Origin of the sequence: Sphingomonas sp. CFBP 13706, from assembly GCF_014842355.1 — a bacterium.
GTDB lineage: Bacteria > Pseudomonadota > Alphaproteobacteria > Sphingomonadales > Sphingomonadaceae > Sphingomonas > Sphingomonas aerolata.
Genome location: NZ_JACYVM010000005.1, coordinates 154,238 through 170,343 on the forward strand (window position 1 = coordinate 154,238; position 16,106 = coordinate 170,343).

15 protein-coding genes are annotated in these 16,106 nt (G+C 66.9%); 6 read left to right on the forward strand and 9 right to left on the reverse strand.

Annotated features, from left to right (window positions below; translation table 11 throughout):
* Positions 1–28 precede the first annotated feature (28 nt).
* A complete protein-coding gene (locus tag IFS44_RS11400; protein WP_031440557.1) occupies positions 29–709 on the forward strand; it encodes an HAD family hydrolase in 681 nt (226 codons plus the stop codon).
* A gap of 9 nt (positions 710–718) precedes the next feature.
* Here IFS44_RS11400 and IFS44_RS11405 read toward each other — a convergent pair whose 3' ends face one another.
* The 3 genes from IFS44_RS11405 to IFS44_RS11415 are packed head-to-tail and all read right to left on the reverse strand — an operon-like array spanning position 719 to position 6,421.
* The gene (locus IFS44_RS11405; RefSeq protein WP_244650203.1) at positions 719–1,987 is read right to left on the reverse strand and encodes a DUF445 domain-containing protein; all 1,269 of its coding nucleotides are present in this window, start codon (positions 1,985–1,987) and stop codon (positions 719–721) included.
* A 57-nt stretch (positions 1,988–2,044) separates the two neighbouring features.
* Positions 2,045–5,200, reverse strand: coding sequence for an efflux RND transporter permease subunit (locus IFS44_RS11410; protein WP_031440559.1), 3,156 nt, complete (start codon positions 5,198–5,200; stop codon positions 2,045–2,047).
* A 6-nt stretch (positions 5,201–5,206) separates the two neighbouring features.
* Positions 5,207–6,421: an efflux RND transporter periplasmic adaptor subunit gene (locus IFS44_RS11415; protein ID WP_192098528.1), complete on the reverse strand. Its 1,215-nt coding sequence runs from the start codon at positions 6,419–6,421 to the stop codon at positions 5,207–5,209.
* A gap of 217 nt (positions 6,422–6,638) precedes the next feature.
* Between IFS44_RS11415 and IFS44_RS11420 the strand changes: the two genes are divergently transcribed.
* The gene (locus IFS44_RS11420) at positions 6,639–7,379 is read left to right on the forward strand and encodes an SIMPL domain-containing protein (protein ID WP_244650205.1); all 741 of its coding nucleotides are present in this window, start codon (positions 6,639–6,641) and stop codon (positions 7,377–7,379) included.
* Positions 7,380–7,446: 67 nt separating this feature from the next.
* On the opposite strand, the gene IFS44_RS11425 is transcribed toward IFS44_RS11420, so the two are convergent.
* From IFS44_RS11425 to IFS44_RS11435, 3 genes are all read right to left on the reverse strand, one after another.
* Positions 7,447–7,704, reverse strand: a complete 258-nt coding sequence (locus IFS44_RS11425) for a GlsB/YeaQ/YmgE family stress response membrane protein (RefSeq protein ID WP_031393003.1) — start codon at positions 7,702–7,704, stop codon at positions 7,447–7,449.
* Positions 7,705–7,806: 102 nt separating this feature from the next.
* On the reverse strand, positions 7,807–8,106 hold the full coding sequence (sciP, locus tag IFS44_RS11430; protein ID WP_031393004.1) for a CtrA inhibitor SciP: 300 nt from the start codon (positions 8,104–8,106) through the stop codon (positions 7,807–7,809).
* A 102-nt stretch (positions 8,107–8,208) separates the two neighbouring features.
* Positions 8,209–8,436, reverse strand: coding sequence for a hypothetical protein (locus tag IFS44_RS11435; protein ID WP_031393005.1), 228 nt, complete (start codon positions 8,434–8,436; stop codon positions 8,209–8,211).
* 136 nt (positions 8,437–8,572) lie between these two features.
* Here IFS44_RS11435 and mnmA point away from each other — a divergent pair, with 136 nt between their 5' ends.
* Positions 8,573–9,697, forward strand: coding sequence for a tRNA 2-thiouridine(34) synthase MnmA (gene mnmA / locus IFS44_RS11440; RefSeq protein ID WP_192098529.1), 1,125 nt, complete (start codon positions 8,573–8,575; stop codon positions 9,695–9,697).
* A gap of 15 nt (positions 9,698–9,712) precedes the next feature.
* Positions 9,713–9,961, forward strand: coding sequence for a UvrB/UvrC motif-containing protein (locus IFS44_RS11445; RefSeq protein ID WP_031440563.1), 249 nt, complete (start codon positions 9,713–9,715; stop codon positions 9,959–9,961).
* 118 nt (positions 9,962–10,079) lie between these two features.
* Here the strand turns inward: IFS44_RS11445 and IFS44_RS11450 are convergent, their stop codons facing one another.
* From IFS44_RS11450 to pdxH, 3 genes are read right to left on the reverse strand one after another with little or no spacing between them, the layout of a single operon-like run.
* Entirely contained in the window at positions 10,080–10,871 is a 792-nt protein-coding gene (locus tag IFS44_RS11450; RefSeq protein WP_192098530.1) for a PhzF family phenazine biosynthesis protein, read from the reverse strand.
* Between the two features lie 36 nt (positions 10,872–10,907).
* Positions 10,908–11,855, reverse strand: coding sequence for a cation diffusion facilitator family transporter (locus tag IFS44_RS11455; protein ID WP_037529981.1), 948 nt, complete (start codon positions 11,853–11,855; stop codon positions 10,908–10,910).
* Positions 11,852–12,430, reverse strand: coding sequence for a pyridoxamine 5'-phosphate oxidase (gene pdxH, locus IFS44_RS11460; protein WP_031440566.1), 579 nt, complete (start codon positions 12,428–12,430; stop codon positions 11,852–11,854). The genes IFS44_RS11455 and pdxH overlap by 4 nt, the downstream gene beginning before the upstream one ends.
* A 114-nt stretch (positions 12,431–12,544) precedes the next feature.
* Here pdxH and ku point away from each other — a divergent pair, with 114 nt between their 5' ends.
* Together ku and ligD are read left to right on the forward strand one after the other, a co-directional pair.
* The gene (gene ku / locus IFS44_RS11465; protein ID WP_192098531.1) at positions 12,545–13,429 is read left to right on the forward strand and encodes a non-homologous end joining protein Ku; all 885 of its coding nucleotides are present in this window, start codon (positions 12,545–12,547) and stop codon (positions 13,427–13,429) included.
* A gap of 65 nt (positions 13,430–13,494) precedes the next feature.
* Positions 13,495–15,996 (forward strand): DNA ligase D, encoded by a 2,502-nt coding sequence (gene ligD, locus IFS44_RS11470; protein WP_192098532.1) that lies wholly within the window; start codon positions 13,495–13,497, stop codon positions 15,994–15,996.
* The last annotated feature ends 110 nt before the right edge of the window (positions 15,997–16,106 follow it).

The window sequence follows — 16,106 nt, forward strand, 5'->3', positions numbered from 1 at the left end:
CAAGACGAATGCTGTGTAAGCCGGCCCAATGACCCAGCTTCTCGCCATCTACGACATGGACAAGACGATCACGCACGCGCCGACCTGGACGCCGTTCCTGATCCACACCACGCGCACCGGCGGCGCGCCGTGGCGACTCGCGCTGGTGCCGGTCGCAGCCCTCGCGGCGGCGGGATATCTCGCCAAGCTGATGAGCCGGGGCCGCCTGAAGCACATCATGCAGCGGATGATGCTCGGCAAGACGCTGACCCCGGCGCAGGAGCGTCGTGCCGCCGAGGCGTTCGCCGACCGCGTGATGCGCGATGGTGTCTTCGCCGCCGCGCTCCGCCAGATCGAGGCGGATCGCGCGGCGGGATACAGGCTGGTGATGGCGACCGCCTCCTACCGCTTCTACGTCGAGTCGATCGCCGAGCGGCTCGGCTTCGATGCGGTGATCGGTACCGAGAGCCTGCGCGACGCGAACGGGCATCTGCTCGCCGGGATCGACGGCGAAAATTGCTATGGCCCTGCCAAGCTCGCGATGATCGAGCGCTGGATGGCGCGTGAGGGGATCGCGCGGCACGATGCGCATGTCCGCTTCTATTCGGATCATGTCTCCGATGCGCCGACCTTTGCCTGGGCCGACGAGCCGTTCGCGGTCAACGCGCACGGTCCGCTGCGGCTGCTGGCAAAGGCGAAGGGCTGGCCGATGCCCGACTGGGAGCGATAACGGGGGCGACTAGAGGATCCGGTCGACCGTGTGGATCACCAGGCCGACGAGCCCGCCCACTATTGTGCCGTTGACGCGGATATATTGCAGATCGCGACCGACCGCATTCTCCAGCCGGCTGGTGATCGTCTCGGCATCCCATCCGCGCACCGTCTCCGACACGAGCCGGACGATCCCGTCGCCATAATCCGCCGCGATGCCGACGACCGCGCGGCGGACGAACCGGTTGATCGTATGCGACAGCCGCGGATCGTGGAGCAGCGTCTCGCCAAGCTGGCGCAGCACGTCGCCCAGCTTGCCCGCCATCGCCCGCTCGGGATCGCGCGCGATCGCCAACAGCGCACCGCGTGCCTGCTCCCACAGACCGTCGAGCCAGCGCTGCATCGCGGGGTTGTCGAGCAGGTCGTTCTTCATCGCCTCGACCCGCTCGCGCATGCGGCGGTCATATTGCAGGTCCCAGGCCAGCCGCTCGAGCGCTTCCTCCGCCTTTAGCCGCAACGGGTGCTGGGGATCCTCCGCCATCTCAGCGAGCAGGCGGTCGAACCCGTTGATCAGCTTGTCCGCGACCGTGGTGTCGAGCCCCGTCCAGCGCAGGATCGAACCGGACTTCTCATGCACCATCGCCCGGACGAGATGGTCGTTCGCGGCCAGCGTGACCGATGCCCAGCGGATCGCCGCCTCGAGCAACGGGGCGTGACGACGTTCGGCGATCGCCGCCTTGAGCAACTGGCCGAGGATCGGCGATATCTCGGTCTGGCGCAGCCTGGCGCGGATGCCGGCCTTCACCATACCGCCGAGCCGCGCGGGGTCTAGGCCTTCGAGAATCTGCGCGACCAGCTTCGACGCGCCCGACCGGAACCGCCCCCCTGCCCCTTCGGGCGGATCGGTCAGCCAGTGTGCGATCGCGCCCGCGACGTCGAGCCGCCGCATCCGGCGCGAGATGACCGAGGGCAGCAGGAAATTGTCGCGCAGGAATATTGCGAGCGTGTCGCCGATCCGGTCCTTGTTCCGCGGGATGATCGCGGTGTGCGGGATCGGCAGCCCGAGCGGATGGCGGAACAGCGCGGTTACTGCAAACCAGTCCGCCAGCCCGCCGACCATCGCTGCCTCGGCAAAGGCCCGGACGAAGCCGATCGCGGGGTGCCGGTCGACCAGCGCGCGGCTGACCAGGAACACGATCGCCATCAGCACCAGCAACCCGGTCGCGACGATCCGCATGCGAATGAGAGCCGGGTTGGTCGCTTCCTTGGCCAGGCGCACGCGGGAATTCGATGTCATGCCCGAAACAATCCCCGAGCGCAGGGATAGTTCACCCGTGAGGTGTCACGCCGGCGATCATTCCGCCGGCTGTGTCCCGCCATCGCCGTCGCGAAAGCCGATCTTGGGCGATGCCGGCCCGAGCGCCGGCGCGTTGGGGCCGGCGATCCCGACCACCTCCGCCCCGTCGTCGCCGGGCCGGAAGGTGAGCAGACGACGACCCAGTCGCGGCCCCGCCCAGCGCTCGATCCCGACCGCGATGCTGAACGTCGCCGGCACGATCAGCAGCGTCAGCACGGTCGACATCACCAGACCGCCGATCACGGTGATGCCCATCGGCGCACGGAATGATCCGTCGCCGCCGATCGACAGCGCGGTCGGCACCATGCCCGCGACCATCGCGACCGTGGTCATGACGATCGGCTGCGCGCGCTTGTGCCCGGCATCGACGATCGCGGTCCAGATATCGACGCCCTTGCCCATCTCCTCGAGCGCGAAGTCGATCAGCAGGATCGAGTTCTTCGCGACGATCCCGAGCAGCATCAGCAGCCCGATATAGACCGGCATCGAGATCGGATGACCCGTCACCCACAAAGCGAGCAGCCCGCCGAGCGGCGCGAGGATCAGCGACCCCATGTTGACGAACGGCGGCAACAGACGGCGATAGAGCAACACGAGCACCGCGAAGACGAGCAGCACGCCCGCCACCACCGCGACGATGAAGTTGCTGATCATCTCGGCCTGCCACTTGGCCTGGCCGAGCACGAGTTCGCTCACCCCGATCGGCAGCGCGTTCATCGTCGGCAGCGCATGGATCTGCTTCTGCGCATCGCCGCTGATCACACCGGGGGCGAGATCCGCGCCGATCGACAGCTGGCGCTGCTGGTTGACGCGGTCGATCTTGGTCGGCCCCGAGCCCAGCCCGATATCGGCGACGAGGCTGAGCGGCACCGATCCACCCGTCGCGGTGGCGACCGGCAGGTTCTGGATCGTCGCGAGGCTCGTCCGCGCATTTTGATCGAGCGCGACGCGGATCGGGATCTGGCGATCGCTGAGCGAGAAGCGCGCGCTGTTCTGGTCGATATCGCCCAGCGTCGCGATGCGGATCGCACTCGACAGGCCCTGCGTCGTCACGCCGAGATTGGCGGCGAGATCGAGCCGCGGGCGGATGACGATTTCAGGACGCTGCAGATTGCCCGCGACGCGCGGCGCGACGAGCGACGGCAGCTTCGCCATCTCGGTCACGATCTTCTGCGCGGTCGCGTCGAGCTTGACCGGGTCGTCGCCGCCCAGCGTGATCGTCACGTCGCGATTGCTGCCGCCCCAGCCGAACTGCGACCGGAACGACACGCGCGCATCGGGGATCGCCGCGAGCTGCGGCGCGAGACTCCGCTCGAACGCGGTGCTCTTCATCGAGCGATCGTCCTTGAGCGTCGCGGTGACGCGGCCATTGCCGACCGCGGTGCGGGCATAGACCGATGCGACATCGGGTTGCGCCTGGAGGATGCTCGCGACCCGGGTCACGACCGCCTGGGTCTGCGCCAGCGTCGTGCCGGGGACCATGTCGATCGTCGCGGTGCTGGTGTCGCTGTCGCGCGGCGGCTGGAAGGTCGAAGGCAGGACGAAGAACATCGCGATCGTGATCGCGGTCGCGGCCGCACCCGCCACGACCGGCAGCCAGCGGTGCCGCAGCGTGAAGCGCAGCGACGCCATGTACCAGTCCATCAGCTTGCCTTCGCCGTGGCTGGCGGTGCCGTGCGCCTTCAGGAAATAGGCTGCGATCATCGGCGTGATCAGACGCGCGACCGCGAGGCTCATCAGCACCGAGGCGACCACGGTCAGACCGAAATTCTTGAAAAACTGGCCCGAGATACCCGGCATCAGCCCGACGGGCAGGAACACTGCGACGATCGACATCGTCGTCGCCAGCACCGCCAGCCCGATCTCGTCGGCGGCGTCGATCGATGCCTGATACGCGGATTTGCCCATCCGCATGTGCCGGACGATGTTCTCGATCTCGACGATCGCGTCGTCGACCAGCACGCCCGCGACCAGGCTGAGCGCGAGCAGCGTCATCTGGTTCAGCGTGAAGCCGAGCAGGTCCATGAACCAGAAAGCGGGAATCGCCGACAGCGGAATGGCGAGCGCGGAAATGATCGTCGCGCGCCAGTCACGCAGGAACAGGAACACCACGATCACCGCGAGCACCGCGCCCTCGATCATCGCATCGATCGCGCTGTGATATTGCTCCTCGGTATATTTCACGCTGTTCGAGCGCAGCACGAAATGCACCGCCGGATTGCGCTTCTCCAGCGCCTCGAGCTTCTTGACCGCATCGTTGAACACGGTGACGTCGGACGCGCCCTTGGCACGCTGGAAGTCGAAGCTGATGACCTGGCGACCGTTGATCGCTGCCGCCGTCCGCTGTTCGGCATAAAGGTCGCGGACCTGCGCGATGTCCGCCAGCCGCACGGTCCGCCCGCCAACTGAGATCTGCGTCTGGCCAAGGTCATAGGCGTTCTTGGCATTGCCGAGCACGCGGACCGACTGTTCGGATCCGGCGATCTCCGCGCGGCCGCCCGCCGCGTTCAGATTGACCTGACGCAGCTGCGCGTTGACCTGGCTCGCGGTCAGCCCCTGGCTCTGCAGCTTGACGGGATCGAGGATCACGCGGATTTCGCGGCTGACCCCGCCATTGCGGTTGACCGCGGCAAGCCCCGATACCGACAACAGCTCCTTGGCTACAGTATTGTCGATGTACCAGCTGAGCTGTTCGACCGTCATGTCGCTGGCGATCGCGGAATAGCTCGCGATATCCTCGTCGGTGGTGTTGGCGCGGAACACCTGCGGCTCGAGGATCCCCTCGGGCAAATCGCCGCGGATCTGCGCGATCGCGTCGCGCACGTCGTTGACCGCGCGGTCGATCGGCGTGCCGATATTGAGCTGGATGACCGTCTGCGACGTGCCTTCGGTGACCGTCGAGCTGATCTGGTCGATGCCCTGCAGCGTCCGCACCGCCGCCTCGACCCGCTGCGTGACCTGGGTTTCCAGTTCGGTGGGCGCCGCACCCGGCTGGCTGATGACGACGATCGCGATCGGGAAGTCGATATCCGGATCATTGTTCACGTCCATCCGCATGAAGCTGACGATTCCCGCCAGCGTCAGTGCGAGGAACAGCACGATCGGCGGTACCGGGTTGCGGATCGCCCAAGCCGAGATGTTGCGGAAACCCATGGTGCGTCAGCCCCGTTTGCTACTGGTGGGTGTCGTCGTCGCGCTGGTCGTCGCCTTGGTCACGGGCTTGACCTTCTGCCCCGGTGCGAGGAACCCGCCGGCCGATTGGACGACGCGTTCGTTGCCCTGCAGCCCGCCTGCGATCGTCACCGCACTGTCGGAAACCTGACCGATCTTCACGTCGCGGCGCACCACCTTGTCGTCGGGACCGACAACATACACGAAACTACCCTTGTCGTCGCTCTGCAACGCCGAGTCGGGAAGCTGCGGTGCGACCGTCGCGCCACCGACGATCGACGCCGCGGCGAACCCGCCCGGGCGCAGCGCCGGATCATAGGCGAGCGCGATACGCGCGACGCCCTGGCGCGTCTGCGGGTCGATCACCGGCGACACCTGCCAGACCTCGCCCTTATACCCCTTTACCGAACCGACCGGGGTCACCGTCGCCCGCGCGCCGACCGGAAGGCCGAGCAGATCGCTTTCGGCCAGCGCCGCGCGCATTTCCATCTGTCCGCCCATCGCCATGCGGAACAGCACGCCGGTCCCCGAACTGACGATCTGCCCGGGCTCGACGCCACGGGTGAGCACGAGGCCGGCGGCCGGTGCACGGATGTCGAGTCGCCCGTTGCGCGCGCGGGCCTCGCCGAGCGACGCCTGCGCCACCTTGACGCGCGCCGCCGCCGCATCACGCGTCGCCGCCTTGCGCTGGAGATCCGCCTTCGAGATGAACCCACGATCGACCAGCTGCTGCGCACGGTCGAGCTCCGCCTGTGCGATCGTCTCGTCCGACCGCGCCACGGTTACGGATGCCGACAGCGATGCCGCGGTCTCGGTCTGGACCGAGCGATCGACCGTCGCGAGCACCTGCCCCGCCGCGACCCACTGGCCAGGCTCGACCAGCACGCGCGTGATCATGCCGCCCTCGCCCGCGACGCCGACGGGCATTTCGCGGCGCGCGGCCAGCGTACCGGTCGCGGCGATCACGCGGTCGACGGTCTGGCGACCGGGCACGATGACGGTGACGCTCGGAATCTGCTCGGTCGGCGCGCCGGGCGCCGCTGCATCCTTCTTGCCCGATCCGAACGCGAACCAGGCGATGGCCAGCGCCGCGAGGATGACGACCACCGCGATGATGATGTTGCGACGGGTATGCGACGGCGGAGTCTGATCCGTCAGCACCTGCTGCGGCTCGCTGCCGATCGTCCTGGCTTCGTAGTTCATGCGCGCGCTATCCCCGTCCCGACCCGAATCCGCCGGACCACTCGCCAGCTGTATTATATAAATAGATCACCGTGCTCAAGCCCCCCGGCACGCCGCGCAGCCAAATGTCAGACATGACCAGGATCGCACCTGTCTGCAAGCTGCACGCGATGTTCAGCCTGCGTTGACCCGGCTTCGATCAATCGCGAAAGCAGGCTGACTTACAGGGAGACACGATATGACCAGGCTCACCATGATCGCGACGCTGGCGGCGGTTCCGCTCGCCGCCGCGATCCCCGCCGCCGCTTCGGCGCAGGCGCAGGCGTCGACGGTCGAACCGATGGTCCCCGCGACCGGGACCGTGCTCGACGTCAGCGCCGAGGGCCGCACCACGCGCGTGCCCGATGTCGCGACGATCCGTGCGGGTGTCGTCTCGCAGGCGACGACCGCCGCGGCCGCGCTGGCGGACAATGCGCAGCGGATGAACCGCGTCCTCGCGGCATTGAAGAAGGCCGGGGTCGCGCCGCGCGACATCGCCACCGCGACGGTCGGGCTCGCGCCGCAATATCGCTATGCCGACAACCAGCCGCCGGCGGTCACCGGCTATCAGGCGACCAACAGCGTCTCGATCCGCTTCCGCGACGTGGCGAAGTCGGGCGCGATCCTCGATGCGCTGGTCGCCGAGGGCGCGAACCAGATCGACGGTCCCAATCTGTCGATCGACCAGCCCGATGCGGCGCTGGACGAGGCGCGGGCCGACGCGGTCAAGCGCGCGCGCGCGCGCGCCGAGATCTATGCGCGGTCCGCCGGCATGCGCGTCTCGCGGATCGTCTCGATCACCGAGAATGGCGAGAATGCCGGCAACCCGAACCCGCCGGTCTTCATGGCCCGCGCGGCGATGGCCAAGGACAGCACGCAGATCGTCGCGGGCGAGAAGGACGTCACCGTCTCGGTCTCGGTCCGCTTCCTGCTGAACTGAGCGCACAGAAAAAGGGCCGCCCGGTTGCCCGGACGGCCCTTTTATCAACGCTGTGTAGCGACCGCTCTTAGCGGACGCTGCCGCGGCGCACGAGATTGACGATCGCGAGCAGCACGATCGCGCCAAGCAGCGACACGATGAAGGAGGTCAGCGTCAGCGGTGCGCTGTTGATCGAGCCACCCGACAGGATCAGGCCGCCGATGAAGGCGCCGACGATGCCGACGATGATGTTCAGGAAGATACCCTGCTGCGCATCCGTGCGCATGATCATGCTGGCAATCCAGCCGATGACGCCGCCGATGATCAGCCAAAGAATGATACCCATTTTACTTTCCCTCCGTTGTTCCCGTAGCCGGGCGATGGCGGAAAGACGTGCGAGCACGGACGTTTGTTCCGCCCGCGTTTTGATTATGTAGGCTGATTCGGGTCAGTATTTTTGCTGCCTTTCGTACAGCGACTTATAGTGCTGGATCCGCGTCACGCGCAGGCCCGGCATCCCCGACCGGTCGATCGCGCGCTGCCATCCGGCAAATTCCTCGACCGTCAGTCCATAGCGGTCGCAGACCTCGTCGACCGACAACAGACCGCCATTGACCGCGGCGACGACCTCGGCCTTGCGGCGTACGACCCACCGCGTCGTGCTGGGCGGCGGCAGCGAATCCAGCGTCAATTGCTCGCCGAGCGGTCCGATGACCTTGGCAGGGCGGAACTTTTGGTTCTCGATCATTTACAACCTCTGATCGGGGCGGGGGCCCCCTCTCGATACGTGGCTACGACCCGTAGCCAAGGGAGTTGAAGAATGGCTGAAACGCCGCGGTAAACGCCGCGGTCATTCCTGTTTCCATCGCGTCAAGGCATCCGCCATTGGCCCGTTGAACGCCCCGTGGACGGGGGCGAACAGCTTGGGATCGATCGCACCCCGCGAAAACCCGGCCTGAACCGCCGCGGTCGGGCTCGCCGCCTGACGCGCGGCGATCCCGACGATCAACACCGCCAGGTCACCGGGCAGAACGGTCAGCTCGGCCTCTCGATCGAAACGGGGGAAGCTCAGATCCAACGCGACACTCGCAAAACACCAACTAGAGGTTCCGTCTAAACGCCGGGGAATGAAAACGAGGTAAAGTTCGGGACAAAGAGTTGTCGCGCCTGTCGCTTTTTTTGCAACGCCTCGTCGCAGAGACTATGGTGTACCGATGGAACAGGCGGATTTTCAGCTCGGCGGCGCGACACCAGGGTCGGGGTCGCTGGCCGGTCGACGGATCGTCGTCGCGATGTCGGGCGGGGTCGACAGCTCGGTCGTCGCAGCGCTCGCGCATGCGACCGGCGCGGAGACGATCGGCGTGACGTTGCAGCTCTACGACCACGGCGAGGCGGTCGGTCGCGCGGGCTCGTGCTGCGCGGGCCGCGACATTCGCGACGCGCGCGCGGTCTGCGACCGGCTCGGCATTGCGCATTACGTCTTCGATCATGAATCGAGCTTTCGCGAACAGGTCGTCGACACCTTTGCCGACGCTTATCTCGCGGGGCGCACGCCGATCCCGTGCGTCCAGTGCAACATGGGACCCAAGTTCACCGACCTGCTGAAACTCGCGCGCGATCTCGGCGCGGACTGCCTGGCAACCGGCCATTATGTCCGCCGCGTCGAGGGGACGCACGGCGCCGAACTCCACCGCGGCGCGGACCCGGCCCGCGACCAGAGCTATTTCCTGTTCGCGACGACGCAGGCGCAGCTCGACTATCTGCGCTTCCCGCTCGGCGGCCTGCCCAAGGCGCGCGTGCGCGAGATCGCGGCCGAACTCGGCCTCGGCGTCGCGGCCAAGCCTGACAGCCAGGATATCTGCTTCGTCCCCGACGGCGATTATGCCGGACTGGTCAAGAAGCTGCGCCCGGAGGCGGATACCGCGGGCGATATCGTCGATATCGGCGGCATGAAGCTCGGCGAGCATCGCGGGCTGATCCACTTCACCGTCGGCCAGCGTCGCGGGCTGGAGATCGGCGGCAGCCCCGAGCCGCTTTACGTCGTGCGCGTCGAGCCCGACACCAGGCGCGTCGTCGTCGGCCCGCGCCGGGCGCTCGCGGTTTCGGCGGCACAGCTGAGCGACATCAACTGGCTCGGCGACGATTTCACCGGGCCGCTCACCGCCAAGGTGCGCTCGATGGCCAAGCCCGTCCCGGCCCGCCTGATCGGCGACCGCGTCGTGTTCGACGCGCCCGAATATGGTGTAGCCCCGGGGCAGGCGACGGTTCTTTATGCGGGCGACCGCGTGCTCGGCGGCGGCTGGATCGCGTCGACCGAGGCGGCACTCGCCGCCGCCTGACGCGTTGGGCGTGGCATGGATATCGACGACCTGCGCCGCCAGATGGAAGCCGCCGCCGCGGCGATGGACTTCGAGACCGCGGGGCGACTGCGCGACCAGATCAGCCTGTTGCGCGGCGGCGGCACGGTCGCAGACACCGCGGGACTGACCCGCCAGCAGCCCGGCGCGATGGGTCTGGGCACCAGCCAGCAGCGTCTGACCCCGCCGCCCGGCTGGGTGAAACCGAAAAAGCCCGATCCGATGACCAAGGGGCGCAAGCGGTAACGCCCTGGCTCCCTCAAAACCCGTCATCCTGAAAAAAGTCAGGATCCAGGATAACGAAGCAAGACGATCCTGGCTCTGGATCCTGACTTTCGTCAGGATGACGCGGGTCAGACCGTGATCACGGCAGCAGGAACGTTCCCTCGATCACCGTCACGCACGCACCGCCGAGCACTACCCGGTCGCCCTCGAGCCGGCACGTCAGCCGCCCCCCGCGGTCGCTCGCCTGGAACGCGGTGAAGCTGTCGCCCAGCGTCTGCGCCCAGTACGGCACCATCACCGCATGCGCCGACCCCGTCACCGGATCCTCGTCGATAGCATAATAAGGCGTGAAGACGCGGCTGACGATCGCGGTCGCCGCCCCCTTCGCCGCGACGATCGCGACGATCGGAAACTTCGCCAGCGCGACGAAATCGGGTTTCAGGTTGCGGACGATCGCCTCGTCCTCGACGATCACCAGCGCATAGCCCTTGTCGTGCCACAAGGTCTCGACCGGCGAATCGATCGTCAGTGCCGCGACGATCTCCGGCATCGCCTTTGGCGCGGGCGCCCAGGCTGGCAGCTCGAGCGTGTATCCGCCATCCGCGCAGGCGACCTCGAGGATCCCGGCCTGCCGCGTCGCGAACCGGACCCGGTCGCGCGCGGTATCCGACGACAGCACGAAATGCCCGCTCGCCAGCGTCGCATGACCGCACAGCGCGACCTCCGCGCCCGGCGTGAACCAGCGCAGGTCGAAATCGACACCCTCTTCGGCCGAGGGGACGATGAACGCGGTCTCGCTCAGGTTGTTCTCCTGCGCGATATCCAGCAGCACCGCATCATCGAGCCACGCGGACAACGGCATCACCGCCGCCGGATTGCCCGCAAAGGCCGTGTCGGCGAACGCATCGATCTGCGCGAACGGTATTCTCATGCTGCTGCCCCTCTGCCCGTTGTCGATCGCCGCAGGTTAAACCCGCTTGCCAAACCAATGCGGCGTCACGTCCGCCTCGACCAGCGGATTGTCGGTGTCGACATGCCCCTCGGGATCGAGGTGGATCAGCACCTCGACCTTGGGGAAGGCGGTGCGCAGGTTACGCTCGACCGCCTCGACGATGTCGTGGGCATGCGCCACGGTCAGGTCGCGCGCGACCTCCATGTGAAACTGCGCGAAATCATGGCTGCCCGACCGGCGGGTGCGGAAGTCATGGATGCCGCGGATGCCGGGCTGGCGCGCCGCCACGTCGAGGAACTGCGCGCGCAGATCCTCGGGCCATTCCTTGTCCATCAGCTGATCGATCGCGTTCGACGAAGCCGAGAATGCACCCCAGGCGAGCCACAAAGCGATGACGATGCCGAAGATCGGATCCGCCCCGCTCCACCCCAGATACTGGTCGAGCACCAATGCGACGATCACCGACCCGTTGAGCAGCACGTCCGACTGGTAATGGACATTGTCTGCCAGGATCGCGACCGAGCCGGTCTGGCGGATGATCCGGCGCTGATAGGCGAGCAGGAACACCGTCGCGACGATCGCGACGACCGACACGCCGATGCCGAAATCGGCGCCCGTGGTCGGCTGAGGATCGTTGAACGCGAGGATCGCGCGCCACGCGATGCCGGCCGCCGACGCAGTGATCAGCATCACCTGGAACAGCGCGGCGAGCGCCTCCGCCTTGCCGTGGCCGAAACGGTGATCATGATCGGCAGGCGTCGCCGCCAGCCGCACGCCGTACAGCGTGACGAGGCTCGCGAGCAGGTCGAGCGCGGTGTCGGCCAGCGAGCCGAGCATCGCGACCGACCCCGTTGTCCACGCCGCAAAGCCCTTCAGCAGCAGCAGGAAACACGCCATCGCGACGCTGGCGAGCGCCGCGCGCGTCGCCAGCGGGATCACCCTGCGGCGTTCGTCCTGGGTCATGGGAACAGCAATCCTTCGGTCCAGCCTTCACCGTCGCGCACGAACAGTCGCCGCTCATGTAGGCGGTGTTCGCGGTCCTGCCACAGCTCGATGCGATCGGGCGCGATCCGGTACCCGCCCCAGTGCGGCGGGCGCGGCACGTCGCCACCCTCGAACCGCGCCTGCGCCTCGGCAAAACGGCGTTCGAACGTGTCGCGCGTGTCGAGCGGGCGCGATTGCTCCGACGCCCATGCCCCGAGTTGCGAATCACGGCCGCGCGTCGCGAAATAGGCGTCCGATTCCGCATCGCTCACCAGGCTGACGCGCCCCTCGATCCGGACCTGCCGGCGCAGCGACTTCCAGTGGAAGAGCAACGCCGCATGCGCGTTCGCGGTCAGCTCGCCCGCCTTGCGGCTCTCGCGGTTGGTGTAGATGACGAAACCGTCGGGGCCATGCCCTTTCAGCAGCACCATCCGCACCGACGGACGTCCCTGCGCATCCGCAGTCGCGAGGGCTACAGCGTTGGAGTCGTTGATTTCTGTCTGCCTGGCCTCGGCGTACCAGGCCTCGAACAGCGTGATCGGGTTGTCGGACATGGCAGCGCCATAGCGAAACTTGGCGGGCCGCGAAACAGCGCACGGCACGTGGGGTTACGGAACGACTCGCGACACCGACGATTGAATCGGTTTCGCAACGAAGGAAACCGCACCGTGGCAGCGCGCGCCTATTGGCAGGGACAGATCCGGCTCGCGCTGGTCTCGATCCCGGTCGAAATCTACTCCGCCACCAAATCGGGTGCGGCCGTCTCGTTCAAGCAGATCCACGAACCCTCGGGCCAGCCGATCCATTACGACAAGGTCGTCACCGGTGTCGGCCCGGTCGACGCGGACGAGATCATGAAAGGCTATGAGGTCCAAAAGGGCGAATATGTCCTGCTCGACCAGGACGAGATCGACGCGGTGAAGCTCGAATCGAAGAAGACGCTCGAACTGACCCAGTTCGTCGATGCGAGCGACATCGACGTGCTCTATTACGAAAAGCCCTATTTCGTCGTCCCTGCGGACGATCTGGCGGAGGAGGCGTTCATCGTCCTGCGCGAGGCGCTCCGGCGGACCAAGAAGGTCGGGCTCGGCCAGCTCGCGATGCGCGGCCGCGAATATGTCGTCAGCCTCAAGCCGTGCGGGCGCGGCTTGGTGCTCGAGACGCTGCGCTACGCGGACGAGGTGCACAAGGCGCAGGGCTATTTCCGCGACATCCCCGACGACAAGCCGTCCGAGGAACTGCTCGAACTCGCCGAGGCGCTGATCGACAAGCGCAGCGGCGACTTCCACCCGCAGGACTTCCACGATCGGTATGTCGACGCGCTGAAGGACCTGATCGAACGCAAGCGCAAGGCGAACGGCAAGACGATCATCGACGACAAGGGCAGCGGCGAGAGCAAGGGGTCGAACGTCGTCGACCTGATGGCGGCGCTGAAGAAGTCGATGGAGAAATCGGGCGGCACCGCGGCTGCGAAGAAGGCGCCCGCCAAGAAAGCCCCGGCCAAGACCGCGACGAAGACCACGGCCAAGTCTCCGGCCAAGAAACGTGCGTAACGCCCCCTGTTGTGTCCCCGCGCGGGCGGGGACCCAGCCTGGGCTCCCGCCTTCGCGGGAGACCGATGGTGGCTGACACCCCAGACCCCCTCGCGCTCTACAACGCCAAGCGGGACTTCGCGAAGACCGCAGAACCCGCCGGAACGCTGACCCCCGGCAACGGCAACAGCTTCATGGTCCAGAAGCACGACGCCACCCGCCTCCACTGGGACCTGCGCCTCGAGATCGACGGCGTCCTCAAAAGCTGGGCGGTAACGCGCGGTCCCAGCCTCGACCCCGACGAAAAGCGCCTCGCGGTCCGCACCGAGGACCATCCGCTGAGCTACGCCACGTTCGAAGGCGCGATCCCCGCGGGCGAATATGGCGGCGGCACGGTGATGCTGTGGGACCGCGGCACCTGGGCGCCGATCAAGGGCAAGTCGGCCAAGGACCTCGACAAGGGCCATCTCCACTTCGTCCTCGATGGCGAGCGGATGAAGGGCGAATGGCTGCTGATCCGCCTGAAACCCCGCGCGAAGGAAAAGCGCGAGAACTGGCTGCTCCGCAAGATCGACGACGCCGCGGCGGGCGGCACCGACACGCTGGTCGACGAGGCGCTGACCAGCGTCTCGACCAGGCGCACGATGGCGGAGATCGCCGAGGGCAAGAAGCCGGCACGCGCGAGCAAAGCAGCCCCTCCCCCGTCATCCCGGCGAAAACCGGGATCCAAAGCCAAAAGCATCGCGGCCGAAACTCTGGATCCTGGCCTTCGCCAGGATGACGGCACGCTCCCCGATTTCCGCGCCCCCCAACTTTGCACGCTCGTCGACGCCGTCCCTACCGGCACCGCCTGGTTGCACGAGGTCAAATATGACGGCTACCGCGCACTCGTCGCGGTCGCGAACGGCGAGGCCAAGGTCTTCACCCGCACCGGCCTCGACTGGACCGACAAGTTCGCCGGAATCGCCGCCGCCGCCGCGAAGCTCCCCGTTAAATCGGCGCTGATCGACGGCGAGATCGTCGCCTTCAAGAACGGCCACCCCGATTTCTCGACGCTGAAGGACGCCATCTCCAGCGGCGGCGATATGACCTTGTTCGCGTTCGACCTGCTCGAAGTCGACGGCGAGGACCTGACCGGCCTGTCCAATCTCGACCGCAAGGCCCGGCTCGAACCGCTGATCCCGGCCGATGACGACCGCCTGCGCTATTCGGACCACGTCATCGGCGCTGGCGAAAAATTGTTCGAGACGATGTGCCGCGAGGGCCTCGAAGGCATCGTCTCGAAACGCGCCGACGCGCCCTATCAGGGCAAGCGGACCAAGGCGTGGCTCAAGGTCAAATGCACGCACCGTCAGGAATTCGTCATCGTCGGCTGGCTCCCGTCCGACAAGAAGCGCGGCTTCAAGTCGCTGCTGCTCGGCGTCCGCGAGGGCAAGACCTATCGCTATGCGGGCAAGGTCGGCACCGGCTTCGACCAGGCGCTGATGGACGACCTCCGCGAGAAACTCGATGCGCTCGACCGCAAGACGCCGACCGTCGAAGCCCCGAAAGCCGCGGTCCGCGGCGCGCACTGGGTGACGCCGAAGCTTGTCGCCGAGATCGCCTTTGCCGAAACCACCCCCGACGGCGTGCTGCGCCATTCGAGCTTCATCGGCCTGCGCGAGGACAAGGCGGCGAAGGACGTCGTCGCGGAGACCCCCGCCCCGCTCCCCGATGCCGCGCCTGACACCACGATAAAGATCACCAACCGCGACCGCGTGATCTTCGACGAGTCCGACGTTACCAAGGGTGATCTCGCCGATTATTATACCGCGCTGTCGGGCCTCATCCTCCCCTTCGCGGGCAACCGCCCGATCAGCCTCGTCCGCTGTCCGCAAGGCCGGTCGCGTGCCTGCTTCTTCCAGAAACACGATGCCGGCAGCTTCGGCGACGCGGTCCATCAGGTACCGATCCGCGAGAAGGACGGATCGACCGAGGACTATCTCTATGTCGACGACGCCGACGGGCTGGTCGCCTGCGTCCAGATGGGGACGATCGAGTTCCACGGGTGGGGATCCTCCAATGAGACGCTCGAAAAGCCCGACCGCCTCGTCTTCGACCTCGACCCCGACGAGGGGCTCGACTTCGATGATACGAACAAGGCCGCAGAGTTTCTGAAGTCGCAGCTCGCGGAACTCGGCCTCGTCAGCTTCGCGATGCTGTCGGGCGGCAAGGGCGTCCATGTCGTCGTGCCGCTCACCCCCAAGGCGGAATGGCCCGCGGTCAAGGATTTCGCCGACCGTTTCGCGCGGGCGCTGGCAAGTGCCGAGCCCGACCGGTTCGTGGCATCGATGGCCAAGGCCAAGCGCAAAGGCCGGATCTTCATCGACTGGCTGCGCAACCAGCGCGGCAGCACCGCGGTGATGCCCTATTCCGCCCGCGCCCGCGCCGGCGCGCCTGTCGCTGCCCCCGTATCATGGAGCGAATTGCGCGACATCGACACCGCGGCCCGCTGGGGCGTGCGCGACGCCGAAGACCTGATCGCACGCGCCGGGTCGCGCGGGTTGAAGGGCTGGGGCGTGGCGGACCAGGTGTTGCCGGATTTCTGAGGGCGCGGAAACCTCCCCTAACCCCCGCACTCCACCCCGGCGAAGGCCGGGGTGGAAGGCGTAGGCGAAACACGCCCCGCAGACACGCTTTTAGGTTGCGCCGCACCAGC

Excerpts from the sequence above, each read along its gene's own strand:
- IFS44_RS11400 (WP_031440557.1), top strand. The coding sequence starts at position 29 with ATGACCCAGCTTCTCGCCATCTACGACATGGACAAGACGATCACGCAC.
- IFS44_RS11405 (WP_244650203.1), bottom strand. The coding sequence starts at position 1,987 with ATGACATCGAATTCCCGCGTGCGCCTGGCCAAGGAAGCGACCAACCCG.
- IFS44_RS11410 (WP_031440559.1), bottom strand. The coding sequence starts at position 5,200 with ATGGGTTTCCGCAACATCTCGGCTTGGGCGATCCGCAACCCGGTACCG.
- IFS44_RS11415 (WP_192098528.1), bottom strand. The coding sequence starts at position 6,421 with ATGAACTACGAAGCCAGGACGATCGGCAGCGAGCCGCAGCAGGTGCTG.
- IFS44_RS11420 (WP_244650205.1), top strand. The coding sequence starts at position 6,639 with ATGACCAGGCTCACCATGATCGCGACGCTGGCGGCGGTTCCGCTCGCC.
- IFS44_RS11425 (WP_031393003.1), bottom strand. The coding sequence starts at position 7,704 with ATGGGTATCATTCTTTGGCTGATCATCGGCGGCGTCATCGGCTGGATT.
- sciP (WP_031393004.1), bottom strand. The coding sequence starts at position 8,106 with ATGATCGAGAACCAAAAGTTCCGCCCTGCCAAGGTCATCGGACCGCTC.
- mnmA (WP_192098529.1), top strand. The coding sequence starts at position 8,573 with ATGGAACAGGCGGATTTTCAGCTCGGCGGCGCGACACCAGGGTCGGGG.
- IFS44_RS11445 (WP_031440563.1), top strand. The coding sequence starts at position 9,713 with ATGGATATCGACGACCTGCGCCGCCAGATGGAAGCCGCCGCCGCGGCG.
- IFS44_RS11450 (WP_192098530.1), bottom strand. The coding sequence starts at position 10,871 with ATGAGAATACCGTTCGCGCAGATCGATGCGTTCGCCGACACGGCCTTT.
- IFS44_RS11455 (WP_037529981.1), bottom strand. The coding sequence starts at position 11,855 with ATGACCCAGGACGAACGCCGCAGGGTGATCCCGCTGGCGACGCGCGCG.
- pdxH (WP_031440566.1), bottom strand. The coding sequence starts at position 12,430 with ATGTCCGACAACCCGATCACGCTGTTCGAGGCCTGGTACGCCGAGGCC.
- ligD (WP_192098532.1), top strand. The coding sequence starts at position 13,495 with ATGGTGGCTGACACCCCAGACCCCCTCGCGCTCTACAACGCCAAGCGG.